The 26,348-nt window shown below is 62.8% G+C and carries 15 protein-coding genes; 8 read left to right on the plus strand and 7 right to left on the minus strand.

Annotation, left to right across the window (positions count from 1 at the left end):
• Positions 1 to 67: 67 nt before the first annotated feature.
• A complete protein-coding gene (locus tag NT26_RS17260) occupies positions 68 to 1,426 on the minus strand; it encodes an aspartate aminotransferase family protein (RefSeq protein WP_052640567.1) in 1,359 nt (452 codons plus the stop codon).
• A gap of 82 nt (positions 1,427 to 1,508) precedes the next feature.
• The gene (locus NT26_RS17265) at positions 1,509 to 2,948 is read right to left on the minus strand and encodes a M20 family metallopeptidase (RefSeq protein WP_052640569.1); all 1,440 of its coding nucleotides are present in this window, start codon (positions 2,946 to 2,948) and stop codon (positions 1,509 to 1,511) included.
• 475 nt (positions 2,949 to 3,423) lie between these two features.
• On the opposite strand from NT26_RS17265, the gene NT26_RS17270 reads away from it, so the two are divergent.
• From NT26_RS17270 to NT26_RS17290, 5 genes are all read left to right on the plus strand, one after another.
• Positions 3,424 to 5,019 (plus strand): ABC transporter substrate-binding protein, encoded by a 1,596-nt coding sequence (locus tag NT26_RS17270; RefSeq protein ID WP_052640571.1) that lies wholly within the window; start codon positions 3,424 to 3,426, stop codon positions 5,017 to 5,019.
• A gap of 150 nt (positions 5,020 to 5,169) precedes the next feature.
• Positions 5,170 to 6,174 (plus strand): ABC transporter permease subunit, encoded by a 1,005-nt coding sequence (locus NT26_RS17275; protein WP_052640573.1) that lies wholly within the window; start codon positions 5,170 to 5,172, stop codon positions 6,172 to 6,174.
• Positions 6,175 to 6,188: 14 nt separating this feature from the next.
• On the plus strand, positions 6,189 to 7,112 hold the full coding sequence (locus NT26_RS17280) for an ABC transporter permease subunit (protein WP_052640575.1): 924 nt from the start codon (positions 6,189 to 6,191) through the stop codon (positions 7,110 to 7,112).
• A 2-nt stretch (positions 7,113 to 7,114) separates the two neighbouring features.
• Entirely contained in the window at positions 7,115 to 7,969 is an 855-nt protein-coding gene (locus tag NT26_RS17285) for an ABC transporter ATP-binding protein (protein ID WP_082077750.1), read from the plus strand.
• The gene (locus tag NT26_RS17290; RefSeq protein ID WP_052640577.1) at positions 7,966 to 8,817 is read left to right on the plus strand and encodes a dipeptide ABC transporter ATP-binding protein; all 852 of its coding nucleotides are present in this window, start codon (positions 7,966 to 7,968) and stop codon (positions 8,815 to 8,817) included. Before NT26_RS17285 ends, NT26_RS17290 begins: the two co-directional genes overlap by 4 nt.
• Here the strand turns inward: NT26_RS17290 and pbpC are convergent, their stop codons facing one another.
• The 3 genes from pbpC to NT26_RS17305 form a co-directional block, all read right to left on the minus strand.
• Positions 8,818 to 10,899: a penicillin-binding protein 1C gene (gene pbpC / locus NT26_RS17295; protein WP_425287739.1), complete on the minus strand. Its 2,082-nt coding sequence runs from the start codon at positions 10,897 to 10,899 to the stop codon at positions 8,818 to 8,820.
• Between the two features lie 4 nt (positions 10,900 to 10,903).
• Positions 10,904 to 16,345 carry an alpha-2-macroglobulin family protein gene (locus NT26_RS17300; RefSeq protein ID WP_052640581.1) on the minus strand — a complete coding sequence of 1,814 codons (5,442 nt, stop codon included), beginning with the start codon at positions 16,343 to 16,345 and terminating at the stop codon, positions 10,904 to 10,906.
• 90 nt (positions 16,346 to 16,435) lie between these two features.
• Entirely contained in the window at positions 16,436 to 17,605 is a 1,170-nt protein-coding gene (locus NT26_RS17305) for an acetyl-CoA acetyltransferase (protein ID WP_052640583.1), read from the minus strand.
• Positions 17,606 to 17,887: 282 nt separating this feature from the next.
• Here NT26_RS17305 and NT26_RS17310 point away from each other — a divergent pair, with 282 nt between their 5' ends.
• The 3 genes from NT26_RS17310 (at position 17,888) to NT26_RS17320 (ending at position 21,351) form a co-directional block, all read left to right on the plus strand.
• Complete coding sequence (locus NT26_RS17310) at positions 17,888 to 18,220, plus strand: cupredoxin domain-containing protein (RefSeq protein WP_052640585.1); 333 nt, start codon at positions 17,888 to 17,890, stop codon at positions 18,218 to 18,220.
• A gap of 84 nt (positions 18,221 to 18,304) precedes the next feature.
• Entirely contained in the window at positions 18,305 to 20,845 is a 2,541-nt protein-coding gene (secD, locus tag NT26_RS17315) for a protein translocase subunit SecD (protein ID WP_052640587.1), read from the plus strand.
• Between the two features lie 134 nt (positions 20,846 to 20,979).
• Positions 20,980 to 21,351: a YqaA family protein gene (locus NT26_RS17320; protein WP_082077751.1), complete on the plus strand. Its 372-nt coding sequence runs from the start codon at positions 20,980 to 20,982 to the stop codon at positions 21,349 to 21,351.
• A 1-nt stretch (position 21,352) separates the two neighbouring features.
• Here the strand turns inward: NT26_RS17320 and NT26_RS17325 are convergent, their stop codons facing one another.
• On the minus strand, positions 21,353 to 22,513 hold the full coding sequence (locus NT26_RS17325; RefSeq protein WP_052640591.1) for an iron-containing alcohol dehydrogenase: 1,161 nt from the start codon (positions 22,511 to 22,513) through the stop codon (positions 21,353 to 21,355).
• 92 nt (positions 22,514 to 22,605) lie between these two features.
• Positions 22,606 to 26,307, minus strand: coding sequence for a trifunctional transcriptional regulator/proline dehydrogenase/L-glutamate gamma-semialdehyde dehydrogenase (gene putA, locus NT26_RS17330; RefSeq protein ID WP_052640593.1), 3,702 nt, complete (start codon positions 26,305 to 26,307; stop codon positions 22,606 to 22,608).
• Between the last annotated feature and the right edge of the window lie 41 nt (positions 26,308 to 26,348).

The raw sequence follows: 26,348 nt of genomic DNA on the forward strand, positions 1-26,348 counted from the left end.
TGCGAAGATATAGGCAGCTCTTCGCCCCCCGCAATCAGCGACCGCGCGATGCCGGTTATGGCTTTTCTCAATCAGCGCCGATCTCCTTCGCGAATGCATCCAGGGAGGCTTCAAAGGTATCGAAGATGGTGTTGATCTGCTGCTCGTCGACGATCAATGGCGGGCAGAGCGCGATACTGTCCCCGATCGCCCGGCCGATCACGCCCCTGTCCAGCATGAGGGCCGCGAACTTCGGGCCCAACTGCCCGGCCGCAAAACCGTCCCTTGGATGGAGTTCCAATGCACCGATCAGCCCGACGCCCCGCGCCTCCACCGCAAGCGGATGGGCTTCCAGTGCCTTCAGGCGCTTCATGAAGAGCGGGCTGAGTTCTCGCACATTGCCGACCAGGTCGCGCTCCTCGATGATTGCGAGGTTTTCCAGCGCGACGGCGGCTGCGACCGGATGGCCGCTCGCGGTGAAGCCATGCCCGAATGTTCCGATCTTCGCCGACTCGTCAGCCAGCGGCGCATAAACCCGCTCGTTGATGAGCAAGGCAGAGATAGGTTGGTAGGACGACGACAGCTGTTTTGATACGGTGATGATGTCGGGCTGCAGCCCGAAGGTCGTGGTACCGAACATTTCGCCGGTCCGTCCGAAGCCGCAGATCACCTCGTCGGCGATTAGCAGGATGTCGTACTTGCGGAGGACCGCCTGTATAGCAGTCCAATATCCTGCAGGCGGCACGATGACGCCGCCCGCGCCCATGACCGGTTCACCAATGAAAGCGGCCACGGTCTCAGGGCCCTCCTTGAGGATCAGGTCCTCCAGATCTCTAGCGCATCGCGCGACGAAGTCCTCTTCAGTCTCTCCTTCCTGCGCGAAGACGCGATAATGCGGACAGGTCGTGTGCAGGACATTCGACAGCGGCAGGTCGAAGGACCGGTGATTGTTGGGAAGGCCGGTCAGGCTGGCGCTGGCGATGGTAACCCCGTGATAGCCCTTGACCCGGGAAATAATCTTCTTCTTCTCCGGTTTGCCAAGAGCATTCGACCGGTACCAGACGATCTTCATGGCTGTGTCGTTGGCTTCCGAGCCGGAATTGGTGAAGTACACCTTCGACATCGGCACCGGCGCCATCTGGATCAGCTTTTCCGCAAGGTCGACGGATGGTCCATGGGTGCGACCCGTGAAGGTGTGATAATAGGGCAGGATCGACATCTGCCGCACCGCGGCGTCAACCAGCCGCTGCTCCCCGAAGCCGACGGCGACGCTCCAGAGCCCGGACATCGCCTCGATGTAGCGCTTGCCGTTGTTGTCGTAGACATAGACGCCTTCGCCCCTGTCGATGACGAGCGCGCCATCACGCTCCAGCGCCCGTGCATTGGTATAGGAATGCAGCTGGTAGGCCTGGTCGCGGGCTTCCACGGAATTGGGCTGAACGGTCACGATCGTCTCCTTGGCGAAATCACACCGCACTCATATCCCTTAGCCGGACTCGCGTCAGCAGCGAAAAACGGTACACGATGTCTCAGTTCTGCCTGGCAGCCATGGCGGCAACGGGCGGCGCCGCTCCGTCCGGTATCGGGCTGACATAAGCCTGGCCCTTGCGACGGCGGCGAAGGTCGGCCCAGGCGGCCTGGCGCAGATCGGCGTTCTCAAGCGCGGCAAGGCCGGTCGCCGCCATGACCTTGGCGGTCGCAACCATGCCCTTGTGCGCCAAGGCGCTCTGACCTTGGGCGACGACCTGCCAGGTATGAAGCTGGGTCCCGACCGCCAGCGTTGGACCGTAGGCCTGGACGGTCGGGACGACCCAGCTGACGTCGCCCACATCCGTGGATCCCCCCATCTGCCGGATCTCGTTGTGCGGGGGCAGGATGAAGTCGGCGAGCGGGATACCGCGCGGGTCGAGCCGCTCCTGGCTCCAGCTCGCGGCAATGTCCTCAGGCGTCAATGTCGCCCGGATTTTCTCGGCAAACGCAATGTCGTTGCTATCGAATGGGGGCGGTCCGAGGCTTTCCCAAATGCCCTGCATCGCGTCCATCAATGGCGTGTTGACGATGATGTTGGAGACTCCGGCGAGGATGGTGCTTTCCATCCGCGTTTCCGTCATCAGCGCAGCTCCTTGTGCAACCTTCTTGACCCGCTCGATCAGGGTCAGGAGCCCGCCGAGCTCCGTTGCTCGAACTACATAGCGAACCTTTGCATAAGCCTGGACGACGTTGGGCGAGATGCCGCCAGCATCGAGGATAGCGTAATGGATGCGATAGTCGGACGGCATGTGCTCGCGCATGTAGTTGACGCCGACATTCATGAGTTCCACCGCGTCCAGCGCGCTGCGACCGAGCTCCGGCACGGCGGCGGCATGTGCCGCGCGGCCGAAAAAGTCGAAATCGATCCTGCAGTTGGCCAGGGATGTCTCCCGCTGTACGCCCGCGAAATTGCTGGGATGCCAGCTGATGGCGATGTCCACGTCCTCGAAGGCGCCCGATCTGACCATGAAGGCCTTGGCGGCTCCACCTTCCTCGGCCGGGCAACCGTAGTAGCGAACGCGGCCCGGGGTCCCCGTCTGTTGCAGCCAGTCCTTCAGCGCCGTGGCCGCCAGGAGGGAGGCTGATCCGAGCAGGTTGTGGCCGCAGCCATGGCCGTTGCCGCCAGTTTCGACCGGATCGTGGGAGGTGAGGCCGGCCTTCTGGCTGAGGCCCGCCAGTACATCATATTCGCCGAGGAAAGCAATGACCGGACCGCCTTCGCCGGCTTCGCCAATCAACGCCGTCGGAATGCCGGCCACATTCTCAGTGATCTGGAAGCCCTGCTTCTCGAGCATGTCGCGATGAGCGGCAGCCGACTCCGTCTCCATGTAGCAGGTTTCCGGCGTCGTCCACACGCGGTCGCTGAGGTCGATGAAGGACTGTCTTTTCTGATCCACCATGTCCCAGATGACCGGATGGTTCGGCGTGATGTAAGTCATTCGGCTTCACCCCTGCTGCAGTGCCTGACGGGTGCGGACGGTACCGGTATTCCCGGACGGTCGCAAATGCGGTGGCCGAAGATGCCCGTAATCACATCGAATTGCTCCAAGCTCAAAGCATCTCGACAAGCACGAGGTATTCGCTATGCTCCCGCGCCACAGTCCGGCCGCAATTTTCCAAGGATGCCACAAAGGGTGGCAAAACATGTCTGATTGCGGAGCATTCGAGGCAGATTGTTCTTCGAAGTCCGGACGGGGCGCCCGGGAAACAGATTCACGGACGCGACAGGCAGGAGCGTAGGCCGGTCATCCGGGTGCGAGCCAAAAAGGGGTAAAGCTTGATCGTCGACCCGGTTGAGAATCCGGGTCGGCAGGAGGTGAAGCAAAAAAGACTTAAAGGATGCGAAAAGCGCATCGACACCACGTCTCAATCGGATCCGGCGCCTTGCCGGCCACAAAAACTGGGAGAATACCCGTGAAACACAAGATTACACTTGCTGCAGCACTGCTGTCGGCGACCTTCTTCGCCAGCGCCGCCAGCGCAAAGACCTTCGTATACTGCTCCGAAGGCTCGCCGGAAGGCTTTGACCCGGGCATGTACACCGCCGGCACGACCTTCGACGCCTCGGCTCATCCGATCTACAGCCGCCTGATGGAATTCAAGCCCGGCACAACCGAGGCGGAACCCGGTCTCGCCGAAAGCTACGAAGTCAGCGAAGACGGCACGGTCTACACGTTCAAGCTGCGTCCGGGCGTCAAGTTCCACACGACCGAATTCTTTACGCCGAGCCGCGAGTTCAATGCGGACGACGTCATCTTCTCGCTGGAGCGCCAGCTCAAGGCGGATCATCCGTGGAACCAGTACGTCGCTGGCACCTCCTGGGAATATGCCGCCGGCATGGGCTTCCCGGAACTGATCAAGTCGATCGAGAAGGTTGACGACCTGACTGTCAAGATCACGCTCAACCGTCCGGAAGCACCGTTCCTCGCAAACCTGGCAATGCCGTTTGCATCGATCGCCTCCAAGGAATATGCCGACAAGCTGGAAGCCGATGGCAAGAAGGAACAGCTGAACCAGATGCCCGTCGGCACCGGCCCGTTCTCCTTCGTCGGCTACCAGCAGGATGCGGTCATCCGCTACAAGAAGAACGCCGACTACTGGGGTGGCGCACCGAAGATCGACGATCTCGTCTTCGCAATCACCACCGATGCCGCGGTTCGCTATCAGAAGCTGAAGGCCGGCGAGTGCCACCTGATGCCGTTCCCGAACGCGGCCGATGTGGAATCGATGAAGGCGGATGAGAACCTGACGGTTCTGGAGCAGGAAGGCCTGAACGTTGCCTACCTCGCCTACAATACGACCCAGGCTCCGTTCGACAAGGTCGAGGTGCGCAAGGCCCTCAACAAGGCGATCAACAAGGAAGCGATCGTCGACGCCGTCTTCCAGGGCATGGCGACACCCGCCAAGAACCCGATCCCGCCGACCATGTGGTCCTATAACGACGCGATCGAAGATGACGCCTACGACATTGAAGCCGCCAAGAAGATGCTTCAGGACGCAGGTGTGGAAAACCTCTCTATGAAGATCTGGGCGATGCCAGTATCGCGTCCGTACATGCTCAATGCACGCCGCGCCGCCGAAATCATCCAGGACGACTTCGCCAAGATCGGCGTCAATGTCGAGATCGTTTCCTACGAGTGGGCCGAGTATCTCGACCGCTCCAAGGCGAAGGATCGTGACGGCGCCGTCATGCTCGGCTGGACCGGCGACAATGGCGACCCGGACAACTTCCTCGACACCCTGCTCGGCTGCAATGCCGTCGGCGGCAACAACCGTGCCCAGTGGTGCAACGAGGAGTTCGACGCCCTGGTGAAGAAGGCAAAGGTCACCTCCGACCAGGCTGAGCGGACGAAGCTCTACGAAGAGGCGCAGGTCGTCTTCAAGCGTGAAGCTCCGTGGGCGACCATCGACCATTCGCTGTCAATCGTTCCCATGCGCAAGGAAGTGTCCGGCTTCGTCCAGAGCCCGCTCGGCGATTTCACCTTCGAAAACGTCGATATCGCCGAGTAATCGCGCGTAATTGATGAATCTGCCGCGGGATACGTTGCGTTTCCCGCGGCATTTGCTTTATGAGCGCCCAAAAAAATGAAGTGAAACCACTTCAAGCGCCACGTGCGGGGTTCGATACCTGACGCGGCTCAAGACACAGAAGGTTTCCTGATGTTCGGCTTTCTCCTGCGGCGTCTCGCCGTTCTGATCCCGACCTTTATCGGGGTCTCGATCATTGCATTCTCGTTTATCCGGCTATTGCCGGGCGATCCCGTCGCACTTCTCTCGGGCGAACGTGTCATGTCGCCGGAGCGGCACGCGCAGATCAGCGCCCAGCTCGGCATGGACCGGCCGCTGGTCGTTCAGTACCTGGATTATCTTGGCGGCGTCGTAACCGGCGACTTCGGCTCCTCCATCGTCTCGAAGACACCGATCCTCGACCAGTTCCTGGCGCTTTTCCCGGCAACCGTGGAATTGTCGCTCTGCGCAATCTTCCTGGCTGTCATTATCGGCATCCCTGCTGGCGTGATTGCTGCCATCAAGCGTGGCTCATTCTTTGACCAGTCGCTGATGGGCATCGCCCTTGTCGGCTATTCGATGCCGATCTTCTGGTGGGGCCTGCTGCTGATCATCCTGTTTTCGGGCATCCTGCAATGGACACCGGTCTCGGGCCGCATCTCGCTGATGTACTTCTTCCCGCAGGTCACCGGCTTCATGCTGATCGACTCGCTCTTGTCCGGTCAGAAGGGCGCCTTCATGTCGGCGCTGAGCCACCTGGCTCTGCCGTCGATCGTGCTGGCGACTATCCCGCTCGCGGTCATCGCCCGCCAGACCCGATCGGCAATGCTCGAAGTGCTCTCGGAAGATTATGTACGCACGGCACGTGCCAAGGGCCTGTCGCCATTCCGCGTCGTCGGCATTCATGCGCTTCGCAATGCAATGATCCCGGTCATAACCACCATCGGCCTGCAGATCGGCGTCATGCTCGCAGGTGCCATCCTGACCGAAACGATCTTCTCCTGGCCGGGTATCGGCAAGTGGATGGTCGACAGCGTCTTCCGGCGCGACTACCCGGTCATCCAGGGCGGCCTTTTGCTGATCGCCGCGATCATCATGTTCGTCAACCTGATCGTCGATCTGCTCTACGGCCTGATCAACCCCCGTATCCGGCACTAGAAGGAGAAAATCCCATGGCCGATACCATCAATGACATCGACAATTCCCCGGAAGTCATTTCGAGCTCGGCGCTGCGCCGCAAGATGCTGAAGGAATTCTGGTTCTACTTCTCCGAAAACCGCGGCGCGGTGATTGGTCTTTTCGTCTTCGTGGCGCTTGTACTGACTGCGATCTTCGCACCGCTGATTGCACCGCATTCGCCCTTCCAGCAGTATCGCGACGCCGTTCTGCTTCCCCCGGCCTGGCTGGAGGGTGGCAATATGAGCTATCTTCTCGGAACCGACCCGGTCGGCCGCGACATCCTTTCGCGCCTGATCTACGGTTCGCAATACTCGCTCTTCATCGGCGTCTTCGTAACCACGCTGTCGCTGACCAGCGGCATCCTGATCGGCGTCATCGCGGGATACTATCGCGGCTGGGTCGACACCGTGATCATGAGGCTGATGGACATCATCCTCGCATTCCCGTCGCTGCTGCTGGCCCTCGTGCTGGTGGCGATCCTCGGTCCTGGGCTGATCAATGGCATGATCGCCATTGCCCTCGTGCTGCAGCCGCACTTCGTGCGCCTGACGCGCGCTGCCGTGATGACGGAAAAGACCCGCGACTATGTGACGGCATCGCGCCTCGCCGGCGCCGGTCCGTTGCGCCTGATGTTCCGCACGATCCTGCCGAACTGCACGGCACCGCTCATCGTGCAGGCGACGCTCTCCTTCTCGAACGCCATCCTCGACGCCGCGGCCCTCGGCTTCCTCGGCATGGGCGCTCAGCCGCCGGCACCGGAATGGGGCACGATGCTTGCCGAAGCGCGTGAGTTCATTCTCCGCGCCTGGTGGGTCGTCACCTTCCCGGGTCTGGCAATCCTCATCACCGTCTTGGCCATCAACCTGATGGGTGACGGTTTGCGGGACGCGCTTGACCCGAAACTGAAGAGGTCTTGACCATGGCGCTGCTGCAAATCGACAACCTCACCGTCGAATTCGAAACGGCCTCCGGCTGGTTCCGCGCCGTCGACGGCGTCTCCATTTCCGTCGAGAAGGGGGAAGTTCTGGCGATCGTGGGTGAATCCGGCTCCGGGAAATCGGTCGCCATGCTTGCTGTCATGGGACTTCTGCCCTGGACGGCAAAGATTACGGCTGACCGGATGCTCTTCGAAGGTCGGGATATCCAGAACATCAGCGCGGCGGAGCGCCGCAAGCTGATCGGCAAGGACATCTCGATGATCTTCCAGGAGCCGATCGCAAGTCTCAACCCCTGCTTCACGGTCGGCTTCCAGATCGAGGAGGTGCTGCGCATCCATCTCGGGCTGGACAAGAAGGCACGACGCGAGCGGGCGATCGAGCTGTTCCGGCAGGTGGGTCTTCCCAATCCGGAGGAACGGCTCAACCACTTCCCGCACCAGATGTCCGGTGGCCAGTGCCAGCGAGTCATGATCGCCATTGCCATCGCCTGCGATCCGAAGCTGCTGATTGCTGACGAGCCGACCACTGCGCTTGACGTGACGATCCAGAAGCAGATCCTCGATCTCCTGATGTCGCTGCAGGCAAAGAACGGCATGGGCCTCATCATGATTACCCATGACATGGGCGTGGTCGCCGAAACGGCCGATCGCGTGGTCGTGCAGTACAAGGGCAAGAAGATGGAGGAGGCCGATGTCCTCTCCCTCTTCGAAAACCCCAAGAGCAACTATACCCGGGCGCTCCTCGCCGCCCTTCCGGAAAACGCCACCGGCGACCGTCTGACAACGGTCTCCGAATTCTTCGACGGCACGCCGGAACCCGTGGAGACACGCGCATGACTGAAGCATCGAACGACATCATGCTCGAGGTTCGCGATATCAAGCGTGACTACGAGCTTCCGGGTGGTCTCTTCAAGCCGAAGAAGATCGTCCATGCAGTCAAGGGTGTTTCATTCAAGCTGGAACGCGGCAAGACGCTGGCCATCGTCGGCGAGTCCGGCTGCGGCAAGTCGACGCTTGCCCGCATGCTGACCTTCATCGACGAACCGACGGCCGGGGACCTCATCATCGACGGCAAGAAGATCGACACGCGTCCCGGCCAGCTGACCGCCGAAATGCGCCAGAAGGTGCAGATCGTCTTTCAGAACCCCTATGGGTCGCTGAACCCGCGCCAGAAGATCGGCGACGTCCTGGGCGAGCCGCTGCTGATCAACACCAAGATGTCCGCGGAGGAGCGGCGTGACCGCGCCACCCAGATGCTGGTGAAGGTCGGGCTGGGGCCGGAGCACTACAACCGCTACCCCCACATGTTCTCGGGCGGCCAGCGGCAGCGGATCGCCATCGCCCGCGCGCTGATGCTGAACCCGAAGCTGCTGGTCCTCGACGAGCCGGTGTCTGCTCTCGATCTTTCGGTCCAGGCGCAGGTTCTGAACCTGCTCGCGGACCTGCAGGACGAGTTCGGGCTGACCTATGTCTTCATCAGCCACGATCTCTCCGTCGTCCGCTACATCGCCGACGAGGTTATGGTGATGTATTTCGGCGAGGCTGTTGAGTACGGCACCCGTGATGCAGTGTTCTCCGATCCGAAGCACGAGTATACCCGAACGCTGTTCGCCGCGACGCCACGGGCGGATGTGGATTCCATTCGTGCCCGTGTCGCCCGCAAGAAAGCGGCGACTGCGGCCTGATCACTCCACGAAGATCCTGACGCTGGCGGCACGCCCGGCAGCGTCGATCACCGTCAGCGTGGCGTAGCCGGCACCATCCGGCCTCCACTCGCTGGTGCGGCGATAGGAGAGACCCTCCAGCGGCCTGCCGTTCGCCAGCCAGCGAAAAGGCGCCTTGCCACCCTGAAGCTTGAGCGCCAGCGGCATTTCGCCGGCTTGCGACGTCACACCGAGGTCGACCTTCGCGCCTTCCGGCGGGTAGACGATCTGCGGCGCCGGCGCGCCGGCCGACGCGGCGATCAGCCCCCCGGCCGTCATGGAGAAGCGGCGCTGGCTTATTGGTAGATCGCCTTGGGCGATGCGCGTGGTGCCGGCAGGCGGCCGAGGCAGCGGCGTGTGCACGACACCCGATCGTGCGAAGGCCTCAAAGAGGATCGGCGCTGCCGTCTGGTATCCGGAAATGCCGGGCACGGCACCGTTGTCCGCTCTGCCAACCCAGACGCCGAGGACGTGGCGCCCATCGTAGCCGACCGACCAGGCATCCCGATAGCCATAGCTCGTGCCCGTCTTGTAGGCGATGCCGAGGCGGGGGCTTCCGAGCGGCGGCAGGATGTCGGACAGGATGTCCGTTACATGCCAGGCCGCCGCCGGCTCCATAAGCGGTCCACGCTCAAGCTCTCCCGGCTCGGTGGTGATCCCGTTACCGAGCCGAACCGGAGCGCCCTGGTTGGCAAGGGCCGCATAGGCCTGCACCAGATCGCCGAGCGTGATGCCGAGGCCGCCGAGACCGATTGCGAGACCCGGCGCCTCGTGCGGCGGCAGTACTGCTCGCACCTCCGCGCGACGGAACCGCGACATCAGCCTGGATGGCCCTACCACGTCGAGCAGCCTTACAGCTGGAACATTCAGCGACAGCTGCAGCGCATGGCGCACGGTCACATCGCCCTGATAACCCATATCGAAGTTCTTCGGCCGATACCCGAAGAAATCGGAGGGGCGGTCCTCGATGATGGTTTCCTGCGAAACCAGACCCTGCTCAAACGCGAGTCCGTAGATGAATGGCTTCAGGGTCGAGCCGGGTGAGCGACTTACCCGGGTCATGTCGATCCAGCCGGACCGGCTCGAATCGAAATAGTCGGAAGAGCCGACCTCCCCGATGATCTCGCCCGTCGCGGCGTCGGCCATGACCATCGCGACCCCAACCTTCGGGCTGAGCTTCGAGGCCACCTCACGGGCAACGTCTTCCAGTGCCTTCTGCACACTTCTTCTCAGCGTTGTGCGATGTTCCTGAACCGTCGGATAGTTGCGGATTGCTGCTTCAGCCAGATGCGCCGCATGGCTTGGAAGCTCTCGTCGCCGTTGGGGCAGAGGATCGCGGGTCGCGCGCTGCAATTCGCCTTCGCCTATGACATCCGCCACGCCGGAACGCGCCAGAACCCGCTCCCGCGCCGCCATTGCTTGCGCCCACTTCCGATCCGGCCTGCGGCCTTCCGGCGCCTGCGGAAGGGCGACGAGGAGCGCTGCCTCCGCCACGGTGAGCCGCTTCGGCTCCTTCCCGAAATAGGCGAGGCTTGCTGCCCGCACGCCCTCCAGGTTGCCGCCGTAGGGCGCATGGGTCAGGTAAAGCTCGAGAATTTCATTCTTCGTGAGCCGCCGCTCGAGCTGGACCGCACGCACCACCTGCAGCAGCTTCGCCGAGAGGGAACGAGTCTCGCGCGGTTCGATCAGCCGGGCGACCTGCATCGTCAATGTTGATGCGCCTGATACGACGCGACCATTGGCCAATAGCTGCAGGAATGCACGTCCGGCGGCAAGAGAATCAACACCAGAATGGTCGAAGAAGCGCCTGTCCTCGTAGGCGACGAGCATCCTCAAGAAACGGGGATCGACATCCTCGATCTTCGTTTCGAGGCGCCAACGCCCTTCGGCTGTCGCAAAGGCTCGGAGCAGGGCACCCTCGGCATCAACAACCTCGGGCGAAACGACGAGCGCCCGCTCCAGCGGCGGTGGATAGGCCCGGTCCGCAGCATCGAGCCCGAACGCTGTCGCCGCAGCGGCGGCGACCACCATGCCCAGACCAACGGCAATCCTTTCGAACCTCATCATCTCACCGGGCCGCCAAAACCTCCATTCGCCCCGCAGCTGTGCGGGCGGAGAATTGCGGGCGATACATGTCCTCGACCTGCGCGGCGGGGTGATCATAGGTACCGGGAGTCACGGCACGAACGACATAGGCGAGCGTGATATCACGATTGTCGCCTGTGTTGCGATTGAAGGCCGCGACATACCGGTCGTTGCGGAACTCCGTATGCGCCGGCTCGACCTCGTCGATCCAGTCGAAGTTCGCGAACTGCGCGCTGTCCACAAGGCTGGGATTGTCGATCTCGAATCCCGCAGGGAGCAGGTCCTGCACCAGGATCCGCGATGGCCAGTCATTGGTCTCCGTGATGGTCAGTACCGCAACATAACGCTCGTTCTGTCGCGCGTGGGAGACATTCGCCGGTTCACCGTCCAGTGTGTAATAGCTCCGGTCGATGACGAAGCCCTCCCCACCGGCGGCGAGCGGACTGGCTGGAGCCGCGACCGTGGTAACGGTGGCCGAAAGCGCCTCGTCGCCATTGTTGGTCACGGTCAGCGGGTGATCGAGCACCGCCTCGCCTGCCATGCGCGTCATCAATGTCCCGGCATGCGACGCGCCGTTCACTTCGAGGTCGATGTCCTCGTCCCCTGTCTGCAAGGCGCGGGCGGCAAGCAGCATCCAGGCTTGCTCTTGGGTACTCGTGTAGCTCTTCTGTTCCCAATCCCGTGCGACGACGTCCGCAAGCGCCGGGACGATTGGCGGAACAGGCCTGCTTTCCGCGGCAAGAGCCAGCACCGCCGCACCGTCCCGCAGTGAGGAGCCGTAATCCGACCGGACCAGGCTCACCTGCTGGAGCTGCGACTGCTCCGCCATTCCCAGCGCATCGGCAAAGATCGACCGGGACCGCTGCGCATCCCCGTACAGAGCCAGCGATGCCGCAATATGCGCCTTGGCGAGCGGTGTGGGGAAGTCGCCGAGCATGGTGTCGGCGTAATAGCGAAGGTCGCTGATCGCGGCCTTGCGGTTTCGTGCGAGGACGTAAAGCGAATAGGCGATCTCGTTGCCCTGGTCGCGGACGTTGTTGGTGTAGGAAAGAGTGTTCTGCAGGTTTTCCAAGGCCTGAACCATCGCCCGCTCCGCCACGTCATAGCCCTGCTCTCTTGCTCGGGAGAGGAAATCGGTGACGTAGGCATCCAGCCAGAGATCGCCGCCTCCCGGCCCCCAGAGGCCGAAGCTGCCGGACGACGACTGGTTGGAGAGGATGCGGCGGATCGCATCCTGCACCCGTTGCTTCACCTCGCCGTTCTCGGTCAAGCCATTCCGGGCTGCCAGTTCGCTCAGGTAGAGAAGCGGCAAGGCACGGCTCGTCGTCTGCTCGGTGCAGCCATACGGATAGCGGTCAAGGCTCATCATGAGGGCCGGGATGTCGAATGCGCTCGAGCGGCTGACATTGAGGCTGACGGAAGCGCCCGGGAGGATGCTGTCCGCCAGAAGGTCACCGCTCACGGTCAGGCTGTTTCCGGGTGCCAGCGCGATCACTCGGCGCTCGGTCATCGGCAGCGTCGCAGGCCTGACCGGCAGGTGAAGAACCTGCTCGAGCGACAAGCCTGCGGCATTGCTCAGCCGAAGGGTCACCTGCCCGTCTCCCGGCTCCAGACCGGTGAAAGGAATGGTGAGGTCCGTCCTTCCGCCTGCGTCCAGCGTGAGGCTCTGTTGGGTCTCGCCCACGGAAATCGCATCATTGGTGTCGATGGCAAGTTCGTACTGGCCAGGCGCGCCGTCCGTGTTTGCGAAATCAAGCCTCAGGTCTGCCTCGTCGCCCGGCGCCAGGAAGCGAGGCAGGCTAGCGGTCACGACCACCGGATCGCGAATGACGACATCCTTGACGGCATGACCCACGCCACTCCTGGACCAGGCAACCGCCATGACCCGCGCGGTCCCGTTGAATTGGGGAATGTCGAACGAGACATTCGCTCTGCCCTCTCCATCCACGCGGGTCGGCCCGGAGAAGAATGCCACCAGTTTCTCGGTCGGTGGTTCGCCCTGCAGGGCCATGCTGCCACCATCGCCTCCTGTCCGGATACGGCCCGTGGCACCGAGCGATCCATCGATGAGCCGACCGTAGATGTCGCGAATCTCCATTCCCAGCCGGCGCTGGCCAAAATACCAGTCATCGGGAGCAGGCGGTTCGTAGCGGGTCAGGTTGAGGATGCCGACATCCACGGCTGCCACCGTGACATAGGCATCCTCGCCGACACCGGCGCCGGCAACCTGGAGCGAGATGTCGAGGGGCTGCCGCGGCAGCGTCTGGTCGGGCACATCGAGGCCGATCTCCAGGTCGCGATCCTGTGGATCGACCTTCAGCCAGGTGACCCCGATCGCGCGCATCGGCATCCGGCTCTCCTGACTGTCGCCAGGGCGGAACAGGGTTGCCGTCACATAGGCACCGGCACCCCAATCGGCGGTAACGGGAATCTCCACCTCGCCCCCGCCTGCTGCCAAGCTCTCTGTCTGCACGGAGATGAGTTCTTCCGACCCTGCGACGACGAGCAACTCCCCGGCATGGCGGGACGCGATCTTGAGTCTGGCGGTATCTCCCACCGCATAGCTTTGCTTGTCGAGCGCGATCTCGAGAGCGTCCGGAGTCTCGGTCGATGTTGCCGAGACGAACCAGCCCGCGTCGAACTCCACACCCGAGGCAGCGCCGATTTCGCTGCCTTCCACCTCCAGCCGATAGCGTCCCCACGTAACAGGCATGGAGATCCGAGCGCCTTCTTGTTCCAGGTCCACCCGACCGTCGGAGACCTGGCTGGTGCGGGTGACGGGCTCAAAGCGCCAGGCAGATCCCTCCCGATACCATTGGTATTCCTGCTCCACCTTCAGCAGTTTCCAGCCAAGTCCCTGGAGCGGAAGTCGCTGACCATCCGGATTAATGCCGATCAGATGAAAGTTGGCGACTGCATTTTCGGGAAGGTCACCAGTAAACTCGGGCTTTATGCCGATCCGCGCACCATCCGGCTTGACCGGCAAGGTCAGTTTCCGCTCGACTGCCCGACCTCCGGCCTCCTGCATGCGAATGACGATATCGGCCACAACGAGCTGCGTTGTCGCCGGAGCTTCCTCGACAGAGACATCGACAGTCGCCTTCCCGTCGTCATCCACGTCGGGAAGCCCCTCGAGAGGCAAGCGAAGGGTTTCGCTCGCCTCCTCGTCGGTCAGTCCGAACTGGTATCCCGGATAGGCTTCCCGTTCGCGGGTTGGTCTCAGCACGACCTCTCCCTCGAGCGAAAGCCCTGAAGCCGGTGCGCCGTAGAGGTAGCGGCCGTCGATCGCGACAGGCACCGCGCTCCCCGGATCCACTTCACTTGCGGTACTGGTGATATCGAACTCGATCCGATCCGGAACGAAATCATCGACAAGAAAGGATTTCTCGGCCATCGGCGAGCCCTTGGGATCGGTGAAGACCTGCATCGTCCAGGTGCCGCGCATGGCCGTTTCCAGCAGCGGCAGGCCGAGCGCATAGCCGCCCAGTTCGCCCTCCCTGACCTCCCGCCGGTCCTCTACCCCATCGGGGCGCAGGAAGACGAAGGTCAGCGGCAGTCGTTCTATGGCATTGGCATCGACATCCCGGGCAAGCGCCGATGCATGGACGGTCTCGCCCGGTCGATAGATGCCGCGCTCTGTCCAGAGCATGAGATCGATAGCACCCGGGGCCGGTCTTCCGGTGACGCCGCGATCGGAGAGGTCGAAGCCGGCTCGCGTCATGTCGAGGAAGACATAGTCCGAATCCCCCTTCCGCGCAGTGACCATCGCTGGCGCCGTTGCCGCCGTCCCGCGGATCAGCCCCGCGGTGAAGACGGCGCGGCCATCCGCATCGGTCGTCGCGGTTCCGAGCACGTCGTTATTCTTGGCCAGCAACTGGAGCTCGATGCCCTGCAACGGCTTTGCGGATGCCAGCGATCGGGTAAAGACATGAAGGCCGTCGGTTCCGGCATAGGTAGAAAGCCCGATGTCGGAAACGACAAACCATTGGGTCGCCTTGCTGTTCCATTCCTGGCTCGGAGCATTGGCCGCTTCCGCGATCAGCATATAGACGCCGGGCTTGCGCGCCGGTAGCGCCTCATCCACGGGGAAGCTGGTGACGACCTCCTTGTTGAGATCCTGACCCATCTCGATCGAGCCCTCCCAGACGAGCTCTCCGCTTTCCTGCTCAATCCGGGAGGCGCTGTAACCGTCCATCTGGGTAAGGAATTGCGAATTGGTCATCAGCGACACGAGGTTTCGATCGCCGACACGGTAGAGCTTGAGTTCCGCCTGGTCCGTGTTGACCGAGACGATCGGGATGCCGCGCCGGGCAGTGGACGGCAGGACGAAGGCGTCGCCGGTGAAGCGGACAGCCGGCGAACGGTCCTTCACGTAAAGCTCAAGATCAACCTGCTGCTGCAGGTCCTCGTCCACGGAGGACGGCAGGCCGCGGCGGAGCGAGAGCGCGAGCTTCTGCCCGTGGGTCAGGCCCTCGACACAGATCTGATTGTCGCTTGCTTCCAGAGCCGCCGGAGCCCTGCCATCGACGACGACGAACGGCGCATAGTCGGTTGCCTTCAGGAGCGGTTCTGAGAATTGAACGCAAGCACGCGGGCTGGCGCTGTCGGAATCGATGGTATTGCCGACCACCCGGAACCCCTGCCGTTCACGGAGGTCATCATAGGCAGCCTGAACCGTCTGCGATCGCACCAGCGCCAGGCTCTCCCTGTAGGCAGTAAGGGCCGGGCGGTAGTTCTGCTGCCGTTCGAGTGCGGCGGCAAGTACGGCCAACGCGTCCGCACGGGCCTGCGCCGTCCTGCTGAGCTGGTAGCCGTTGATCGCGGTCAGCACCGCCTCGCTGGCCATGGCGTAGTTGCCGACTGCCGTCCCCGCCGCCCGCGACGTTTCCGTCCAGAGAGCACCGTCTTCTGGCATAAGAGATAAGGCGCCTTTGAAGTTATAGAGCGCGTTGTCGAGATTGCCGGCGAGAAGCTCGTTCTGGGCGATAGCCTTCAGTTCTTCCGCCCCATAGCCCTGCTGATTGTCCCCCAGCGCAAGATCGGACTTGTATTCACGCGCCTCGCGCAACAGATCGTCGGACAGGAAGCCAAGCCGGGTCGGAGCGCCGATATCGGGCTCTGCATCCGCCTCGACGATCTTGCCGGCGACTGCCCCCGGAAAGCTGTTGAGTTGGTCGAAGTCCGACTTGAGGAAGCACCACTGCGCCCTGACATTGTAGGTGAACGCCTTGCAGGCCTTGTCGCCGATGCAGGCCGCCTCGCACTGGGCTTGCGAGACGTTCTGGACCGTGCGGAGGTCGAAGCCGAAATAATCCCCGTCCGGCGTAATCTCCAGGCGCCGCTCCGCCGCCTGGAGAGGCGCTGCCAGAGCAAGAATAATGGTGAAGACAAATGCAGAGAAATCGACTATTGCGCGCTTAGACATGATGTCCCCCGAACGCTGCTATCGTGGGGGCCATCTTCTTCCTTGCGGGGCGTATGTCAATGTGGTCTCGACTGCGGCCCGGCTCCCGGCTTACGTTACCCGTTCGAGAATTGAGACATAGTTGGCGACGGCCGCGCCACCCATGTTGAAGACCCCAGCCTTCCCGGCATTCGGCAGTTGCATGTCGCCGGCCTCGCCGCAGAGCTGCATCGCCGCCATGACATGCATGGAGACCCCGGTGGCACCTACCGGATGCCCCTTCGATTTCAAGCCGCCAGAAGGATTGACCGGCAGCTTCCCGCCCTTTGCGGCCAGTCCCTCGCGGACGACCTTGTAGCCCTCGCCAGGCTTAGCCAATCCCATGGCCTCATATTCGATCAGCTCAGCAATTGTGAAGCAGTCATGAGTCTCGACGAAATCGAGATCATCCAGCGTCAGCCCCGCCTCCGAAAGGGACTTTTGCCAGGCAAGGCGCGCACCGTCGAACGCAATGGGATCGCGGCGCGACATGGCGAGGATGTCGTTGACATGCGTTCGGGCGCGGAAGGCAACGGCGCGCTGCATTCCTTCTGCGACGTCGGGGTGGGCGAGCACCAGGGCCGCCGCTCCGTCCGAAACGAGGGAGCAGTCGGTCCGTCGAAGCGGTGCCGCGACATAGGGATTCTTGTCGGAGACCGTGTTGCAGAAGTCGAAGGAGAAGTCCCTCTGCATGTGAGCATAGGGGTTGGCCATGCCATTTGCATGGTTCTTGGCGGCAATCATCGCCAACTCTTCCGAACGGTCGCCGTATCGCTGGAAATAGTTGTTCGCGATCCGTCCGAAGAGTCCGGCAAAACCGCCTTCGATATCTGCTTCCTCCTCACGGAATGACGCGCCCAGAAGCACGTCGCCCGTCTCCTTGGTCGGCAAGGAGGTCATCTTCTCCGCGCCGACGACCAGCGCAACGCGGCCTCGCCCCGATCCGATGAAATCCAGCGCCGAATAGATCGCCGCCGATCCGGTCGCACAGGCATTCTCCATCCTGGCTGCCGGCGTATGGGTGAAGCCATCTGCAGCCATGGCGACAAGCGCACCCTGAAAATCCTGCTTGGTAAAGCCGTTGTTGAAGACGCCGACAAAGATGCCATCAACGCCCTTGGCCTCGATGCCCGCATGAGCGAGCGCCGGGTTGATCACTTCCGCCATGAGTGCTCGCGTGGTGGGCGCTTCGGATTTCCCGAACTTTGAGTGTGCCCAGCCGACGATCTGTGCTGTCGTCATCTTCTTCCTCCTGCCGCATGTCTCCTGCACAAGTTATATGCGATCCTGCCTGCCGGTCCATCAGCAGCCGCCAGATTGCTTAGGCACACTCCCGGAGGAGCGTAGAAGGCCTGCTAGGGCTTGGAACATTGACCCTGACCCGGCTCTCCATTAGAACGCCGCCAAAAGCCCTCGGACGACAGGGTGCGAACGCTCCGGAGTAAGCGGATGGCGCGACTTCCGCCACGATTGCGGACATCATCGCGAAATAGACGGAGACCGGCGGAGGCTTGGTGGCTCCGGATGGTGCTCGGGCTTTTTCTCGCTGCCTTCGGCAGCTTGATTGCCGATGCCAGCCACCTCGTCCGACCCGATGTCGCCACGCATACCGACGCAATCGGCTCGGACATGGCCCATCCGACCAAGCGGGAGCCTTCTCGTATCGTTGTCGTCGACATCCGGCGCGATAGCGCGCCCGCGTCGGCATCTGCGGATGGCGGCAGCTTCCTGCCGCCTCCAGCGCGCTGGTCGTTCCCTGCCGATGCCCCTGGCACTTATCGCTTCGTGGTGCCAGGCGGGACAGCAGGCACCGGTGCCTCGCCATTCCAACCGCGAGCACCTCCGGCCGCGGCCTGACGCGTGGATGAAAGATCATCCGCAGGCTAGAAATCAGCGCCCCGGCCGCGTGACGCGCCGCGAGGGCCGAGCAGGAACAATGACATGAGAAATTCTCCCTGGGTGGTGGCGACTTACGCCTTCATCATCTTCATCGGCATCTTGGTTGCCTTGCCGAACGTACTTTCCCAGAGCGCTCTCGATCGCCTGCCCTCGTGGCTGCCGCATGACCGCGTCTCGCTTGGGCTCGACCTTCGCGGCGGCTCGCACCTTGTGCTGGAAGTGGATCGCGCAGACCTCGTCAACGAACGACTCCAGAACCTGCTGCAGGACAGCCGCCGGGTGCTTCGCGACAACGGGATCGACGTGGCTGGGGTGCGTCGCAGTGGAGACGCCATCACCGTGACGCTGCGCGACCCCGCGCAACGCGGAGCCGCCGTCGACCAGCTGGAAACCCTTGCCAATCCCGTGGGCCTCGGTACCGCGGTGGGGCAGACGGACCTGAGCATCCGGACTCCGGCCGACAACACCATCACGCTCGCCTACACCGAAGCCGGCATCACGTCGCACGGCAGTGCGGCTGTCGAGCAGAGCCTCGAGATCATCCGCCAGCGCGTCGATCAGGTGGGCGTGGCAGAGCCGACCATCCAGCGGGTAGGCGACGACCGGGTCCTGGTCCAGCTGCCCGGGGAGCAGGATCCTTCGCGGCTGCGGCAGTTGCTCGGCTCCACTGCCAAGATGAGCTTCCATCTGCTGGGCAATCAGGGCGAACCGGGCGTTACCATGCTGGCCGATGACCAGGGCCAGCAATTCCCGGTTCTCGACCGGGTGGAACTGTCCGGCGATCGTCTGACCGATGCACGCGCTGCCTTCGACCAGCAGACCAACGAGCCTGTCGTCAACTTCCGCTTCGACACCGCCGGCGCAAGCCGCTTCGCACAGATCACGCAGGCCAATGTTGGGCGGCCGTTCGCAATCGTCCTCGACAATAAGGTGCTGAGCGCACCCGTCATCCGCCAGCCGATTACCGGTGGCTCGGGACAAATTTCCGGCGGCTTCTCCGTCGAGGAGGCCAACACGCTTGCCGCGCTGCTTCGCGCAGGTGCGCTGCCGGCAAAGCTCACCGTCATTGAAGAGCGCACCGTTGGCGCCGACCTGGGGTCCGATGCCATCGAGATGGGGATCTTCACCGGCTTCATCGGCTTCGGCCTCGTGGTTGCCTTCCTGCTGCTGCTCTATGGCGGCTGGGGACTGATCGCCAATATTGCCCTCTTCATCAATATCATCCTGACGTTTGCGGCGCTGACGCTGCTCGGGGCGACGCTTACCCTGCCTGGTATAGCGGGTATCGTCCTCGGCATCGGTATCGCCGTTGATGCGAACGTTCTCATCAACGAGCGCATCAAAGAGGAAAGCCGGAAGGGCCGCAGTGCATTCGCCGCGATCGACGCCGGCTTCCAGCGTGCCTACTCGACCATCGTCGACAGTAACGTTACGACGCTGATTGCAACGGTCCTGCTGTTCTGGTTCGGCTCCGGACCGGTTCGCGGCTTCGCGATCACCATGGGCCTCGGCATCATCATCTCGATGTTCACCGCAGTTGCGATCGTTCGCATCGCGATGATCTGGGCGACCGGCCGGATGAAGCTCAAGAAGATCGAGATCAAGCCGCTTCTGCCCATCAACCTGATCCCGGACGGCACGCAGATCCGGTTCATGAAGGCGCGTTTCTTCGGGATTGGTGTCTCGCTCTTCCTTTCCGTCGCGTCGATCATCCTGTTCTTCACACCCGGGCTCAACTACGGCGTGGACTTCAAGGGCGGGATCCAGATGGAGGTTGCGACCGAAGGTCCGGCTGACCTTGCTGCCTTCCGCAGCGGTCTGGGTGAGCTCGGGCTCGGCGAGGTGGCGCTTCAGGAATTTGGTAGCTCCAATCACATTCTCGTTCGTGTCGAGCGGCAGCCGGGCGGCGAGGAGGCACAGACCACCGCAGTCGAGCAGTTGCGTGCAACGGTGACGCAGATCGACGCGACCGCCAAGGTGGAGCGGACAGAAGTGGTCGGGCCGAAGGTCAGCGACGAATTGGCAACGGCAGGCATTCTCTCCGTCGTGCTGGCGGCACTGGCGATGCTCATCTACATCTGGGTGCGCTTCGAGTGGCCATTCGCCGTGGGCGCGATAGCCACGTTGATCCTCGACGTCACCAAGACTATCGGCTTCTTCGCCATTACCGGGCTCGATTTCAACCTGACGGCAATCGCCGCAGTACTCACCCTCGTCGGCTATTCGGTCAACGACAAGGTGGTGGTCTACGACCGGATGCGCGAAAACATGCGTCTCTACAAGAAGATGCCACTCCGCGAATTGATCGACCGATCGATCAACGAGACATTGGCACGAAGCCTCTACACATCCGCCACGACCTTCCTGGCGATGATCCCGATGGCGATCTGGGGCGGCAGCGCCGTTTCGAGCTTTGCCATTCCAATGGTCTTCGGCATCGTCATCGCGACATCGTCCTCTGTCTTCATTGCGGCGCCGATCCTGCTCTTCCTCGGAGACTGGCGCACCCGCCGCGCCAAGGCAGCCGCGGAGGTTGCTGAGGACACGGCGCTGGAGGACAGTGAACGGCCAAAGCAAGCCTGAGACTGAAGCAGACATCGGAAGGGGCGGGTACTGCATCCGCCCCTTTTTCTTTAGCCAAGATTCGGGAGGAGACGATACTGGCCGCCTATGTCGCGCTCTTCGCGGCCGCCTTTCTGGCCGCTACCATCCTTCCGATGCAGTCGGAGGCGATTCTGGTCGGGCTGATCCTGTCCGGCGACTATTCCACGGCGGCCGTCGTCGCCGTGGCATCGATTGGCAACACCTTGGGAGCGGTGGTCAACTGGGCGCTCGGGCGCGGTATCGAGCGGTTCCGTAACCGCCGCTGGTTTCCGGCATCACCTGAGAAACTCGAAAAGGCGCGTAACTGGTACCACCGCTACGGAAAGTGGTCGCTCCTGTTGAGCTGGCTTCCGATCGGGGGCGACGCAATTACGGTCATTGCCGGCGTCCTTCGGGAGCCGCTGCCAACCTTCCTGCTGCTGGTCTTCATCGGCAAGGGGGCGCGCTACCTCGTATTGGCTGCCGCGACCCACGGGCTCCTCTGACTCACCATGCGGCCTTGTAGATCGCCAGCGCGTCTGGTTCTCCGACCGGTCGCGGATTGTTGACGAGAAGCCGCGTCTGCTTCATCGCGTCCGCCGCCATGGCCGGTAGATGTTCCTCACCGATACCGACATCACGCAGACGCTGTGGCAGGGCGAGGCGCGCAGAGAGCCCCTCGAGACAATCGATGAATGCTCTGCAGCGGACCTGCATATCCCGTTCCCCGGCGAGGTGCGGAAAGGCGTCGGGAGCGATGTCCGAATAGGCCTTCTCTGCCTGAGGTGCGTTGAAGCGCATTACATGCGGAAGGACGAGTGCGTTCGAAAGCCCGTGCGGAACGTGAAATCTGCCGCCGATCGGATAGGCGAGTGCATGAACGGCGGCGACGGGCGAGTTGGCGAAAGCCTGACCCGCCAGCATTGAGCCAAGCAGCATGGCACCCCGTGCTTGCCGACCCGCGCCATCCAGGACCGCACGTTCGATGTTGGCGCCCAGCAACTGCAGCGCCTGTCGCGCCAGCATCTTCGACAAGGGGTTGTTATTTGCGTTAAGCGAGGCGTACGCTTCGATAGCATGCACCATGGCGTCGATGCCGGTGGCGGCCGTGATCGCTGGCGGAAGGCCAAGTGTCAGATCCGGATCAAGAACGGCGATGTCCGGCAGCAGGATCGGTGAGGATACGCCCCGCTTTTCGTCAGCCTCAACGGTGATGATGGAAACCGGCGTCACTTCCGATCCCGTGCCGGCAGTGGTTGGCACCAGAACGAGCGGCATGCGCGGCCCCTTCGCGTTCCCTACACCCCAGGCTTCATCTATGTCCTCGCCGGAGCCGAGCAACAGGGCTGCAATCTTCGCGACGTCGAGCGAAGAGCCGCCGCCGAAGCCGACCACGCCGGTGACACCGGCTGCCTGACCGGTTTGCACCGCCTTCAGCACCGTGGCGAGCGAAGGATCGGCCTCCACCGCATCGAACACCGTCGCCGAGACACCAGCTTCCGACAGGGACTGCAGGGCTGCATCGCATAGGCCCAGCCTGCGCAGGCCCGCGTCCGTCACGAGCAGAACGCGAGAGCCGCAGCGTCCTTCGATAGTCCTGCCAAGATCGCTCGCGGCGCCGGGCCGAAAGACGATCCGGGCAGTTGTAGCGAAGACGAACGGTTCCATGCACTCCTCCCGGCATTGCACCGGAAGGCTTGTCCCGGCAGACCATCAAAGCCGCACCGGGCACCGATGGCAAGACCAGATGGTACCAATCTTCAGCCGATCGCCATGAGGCTGGCGTTGCCGCCGGCTGCCGCAGTGTTGACCGAGGTGGACACTTCTTCGAGGAGCCAGCCGAGGCAGTAGGCGTCCGCCTTTTTCTCGAGGGCCTGCGGTTGCGCCGCCTGCACCAGTACCAGCGGACCCGCGATTTGGGCGATCCGCGCGCTCATTGTCCGAACCCGCTCCGGTTCACCTTCCACCAGCGCACCGGCATAGGGTCCTTCGGCCGACCAGTCGCCCGACCATCTGAGCCGGGCAGCGACGCTAACCGGAAGGGTCGCAGCGATCGGTCTCAACCCGCTAGCCTCGTCGATCACCGCGTGGTTGCCTGTGGCCAACACCGCCCCCAGCTGGTGCAACAACCCAGTCTCCGTCTCCGGTGCAAGCAGGATGCGCCCCCTGGGGTGGAGAGCGTAGAGATTGTTTTCACCGACCGGACCGGGAAGCTGGATGTCGAGGCCAAGTGTCGAGGCGCTGCCCATGGCAGCAGCGATCTCGGCCATCTCGGCCTTGCCTGTTGCCTGCAGCCAGCGCACATAGTCAAGCAGCACCGGATCGGTGTGGACGGAACTGTGCTGCGGTGGCACTGGCGGATTTTCCACCAGCCGGCCGAGATAAAGCGGTCCGCCAGCTTTCGGCCCGGTGCCAGAAAGCCCGCGTCCGCCAAACGGCTGCACACCCACCACGGCGCCGATGATGTTGCGGTTGACATAGAGATTGCCCGCCCTGATGCGGCTCGTCACATGCGCAATGGTCTCGTCGAGCCGCGTGTGGAGCCCGAACGTTAACCCGTAGCCTGTCGCGTTGATATCATCGATCAGCCTGTCGAGCTCGTTGCGGCGATAGCGGATCACGTGCAGGACGGGGCCAAAGACCTCCCGCTCCAAATCCTTCAACGACTGCAATTCGATGATCGTCGGCGACACGAAAGTGCCTGCCGCTGTTTCCGCAGGCAGGTCGACTTGCTCGACCCTGCGCCCCAGACCACGCATCTTCTCGATATGAGATTCGATCGACGTTTTCGCTTCTTCGGTTATGACGGGACCGATGTCGACGCTGAGACAATCCGTCCGGCCGATGGACAGCTCCTTCAGCGCGCCCTTGAGCATGGTCAGTGTCCGCTCCGCGACTTCCTCTTGCAGGCACAGGACGCGGAGTGCGGAGCAACGCTGACCCGCACTGTCGAAGGCAGAGGCAATGACATCGGCCACCACCTGCTCGGCAAGAGCCGAAGAGTCGACGATCATGGCGTTCTGGCCACCCGTTTCGGCGATCAGCGGGATTGGCTTGCCGTTCGGCAGCAACCGGTCGGAGAGCTGTCGCTGGATAACGCGGGCAACCTCTGTCGATCCGGTGAACATCACTCCGCAGGTTTCCGCAGCACCGACCAATGCCGCGCCAACCCGCCCGTCCCCCGGGACGAACTGCAGGACACGCTCCGGAACGCCGGCTTCGTGCAGAAGGCGAATGGCTTCTGCGGCAATGAGCGGCGTCTCCTCGGCAGGCTTCGCCAGCACCGGGTTGCCGGCGACAAGTGCCGCTGCCACCTGACCCGTGAAGATCGCCAGTGGAAAGTTCCAGGGGCTGATGCAGACGATCGGGCCAAGCGGCTTGTGCGCCGCCCCCAGTGTCCGTCGTGCCTGCGCTGCGTAGTAACGCAGAAAATCGACGGCCTCGCGTACTTCGGCAATGGCATTGGGAAGCGACTTACCAGCCTCGCGCATGATCAATCCCAGCAGGACCTGCATGCGCGCCTGCATCAGGTCCGCCGCCCGCTCCAGCTGTGCGGCCCGCTCAGCCGGAATGACAGCCAACCATTCCAGCGCGACTTCAGCCGCCAACCGGACTGCTCCTTGCGCCTCCTCCTCACTCGCCTCGATAACCTGGCCGACCACATCCGCATGATCGGCAGGATTCAAGACCGCCCGCGCGATCCCGCTCAGGCGCATGCCTTCAACCAATGGAATCGCCGACCAGTTCATGGTGGCGCTTCGCTGCAGCTCTGCACTGAGTGCAGCCAAGGTCTCTTCGTTCGAAAGATCAAGACCGGAGGAGTTTGGCCGGGCCTTCCCGAAGATATCCCGCGGCAGCGCGATTTGGTCGTGCCGCGAACCTGGACTGGCCATGGCGCGGACCACGGATACCGGATCGGCGACAAGCTCTTCGACCGAGACCGTCTCATCGGCGATGCGGTTGACGAAGGACGAGTTCGCGCCGTTCTCCAGCAGCCGTCGAACGAGATAAGCAAGCAGCGTCTCGTGCGTGCCAACCGGCGCATAGATGCGACAGGGCCTGTCAAGCTTCTCGGCGCCGACGACCTCCTCGTAGAGCGGCTCGCCCATCCCATGCAGGCACTGGAACTCATACTTGCCTACGTGGAAGTCTGGTCCAGCGAGATGATAAATTGTCGAAAGCGTTTGGGCGTTGTGGGTCGCGAACTGCGGGAAAACGAGATCCATCGCGCCCAATAGCTTCCTGGCACAGGCGATATAGGACACGTCCGTGTGGACCTTGCGGGTAAAAACTGGATAGTCCTCCAACCCGTCCAGCTGGGCGCGCTTGATTTCGGCATCCCAGTAAGCACCCTTCACCAGCCGCACCATGACGCGATGGCCCGAACGACGGGCGAGATCGATGATGAAGTCGAGCACGAAGGGGCAGCGTTTGCCGTAGGCCTGCACCACAAACCCGATACCGTCCCAGCCGGAGAGATCCGGATCGAGGCACAGCTCCTCCAGAAGGTCGAGCGACAGCTCCAGTCGGTCCGCCTCCTCTGCGTCGATATTCAGCCCGATGTCGTAGCCTTTGGCGAGGAGCGCCAGCGCCTTCACCTTGGGCAGGAGTTCACCCATGACGCGGTATACCTGCGATCGCGTGTAACGCGGATGCAGTGCAGACAGCTTGATGGAGATGCCGGGCCCCTCGTAAATGCCGCGCCCGTTCGAGGCCTTGCCGATTGCATGGATCGCGGTTTCATAGTCGCGGAAGTAGCGCTCGGCATCCGCCGCGGTCGTGGCCGCCTCCCCCAGCATGTCGTAGGAATAGCGGAAGCCCTGTTCCTCCAGGTCGCGGGACCGCTTCAGCGCCTCGTCAATCGTCTCGCCGGTGACGAATTGCTCGCCCATCATGCGCATCGCCATATCGACACCACGGCGGATGACCGGCTCACCGCAACGGGCAATGAGCCGCGTCAGCGCCGCGGAGAGGCCACGGTCGTTGACCGTGGCCGTCAGCTTGCCGGTGACGACGAGGCCCCAGCTTGCCGCGTTGACGAAGAGCGATCGGCCGCCGCCGACATGTGACTTCCAGTCGCCGGACGAAATCTTGTCGCGGATGAGGGCGTCGCGCGTGGCTGTGTCGGGGATGCGAAGCAGCGCCTCCGCAAGGCACATCAGCGCCACGCCTTCCTGGCTGGACAGCGAATATTCGTGCACCAGTCCCTCGACGCCGGAGCCGGTATGCTGGGCGCGAAGCGCGGTGATCAGCTTCCGGGCGGTATCCTTGATATCGAGGCGCATGGTTTCCGGCAGCGTCGCCCCTTCCAGCAGCGGCTGCAGGCATTCCGGCTCTGGCTGGCGGTAGGCGGCCGTGATCAGCTGCCGTAGCGGGCTCTGCGGCCGGATGGACGGTGCGAAATCGGCGAAGGGCGTTCCGCCCGGGCGACTGTTGGAACGAAGCTGGGCCTGGCTGGACATCGGGCTCTTCCGAAGGTGAAACGACGATGACAAATAATACT

Origin of the sequence: Pseudorhizobium banfieldiae, from assembly GCF_000967425.1 — a bacterium.
Taxonomy (GTDB): domain Bacteria; phylum Pseudomonadota; class Alphaproteobacteria; order Rhizobiales; family Rhizobiaceae; genus Neorhizobium; species Neorhizobium banfieldiae.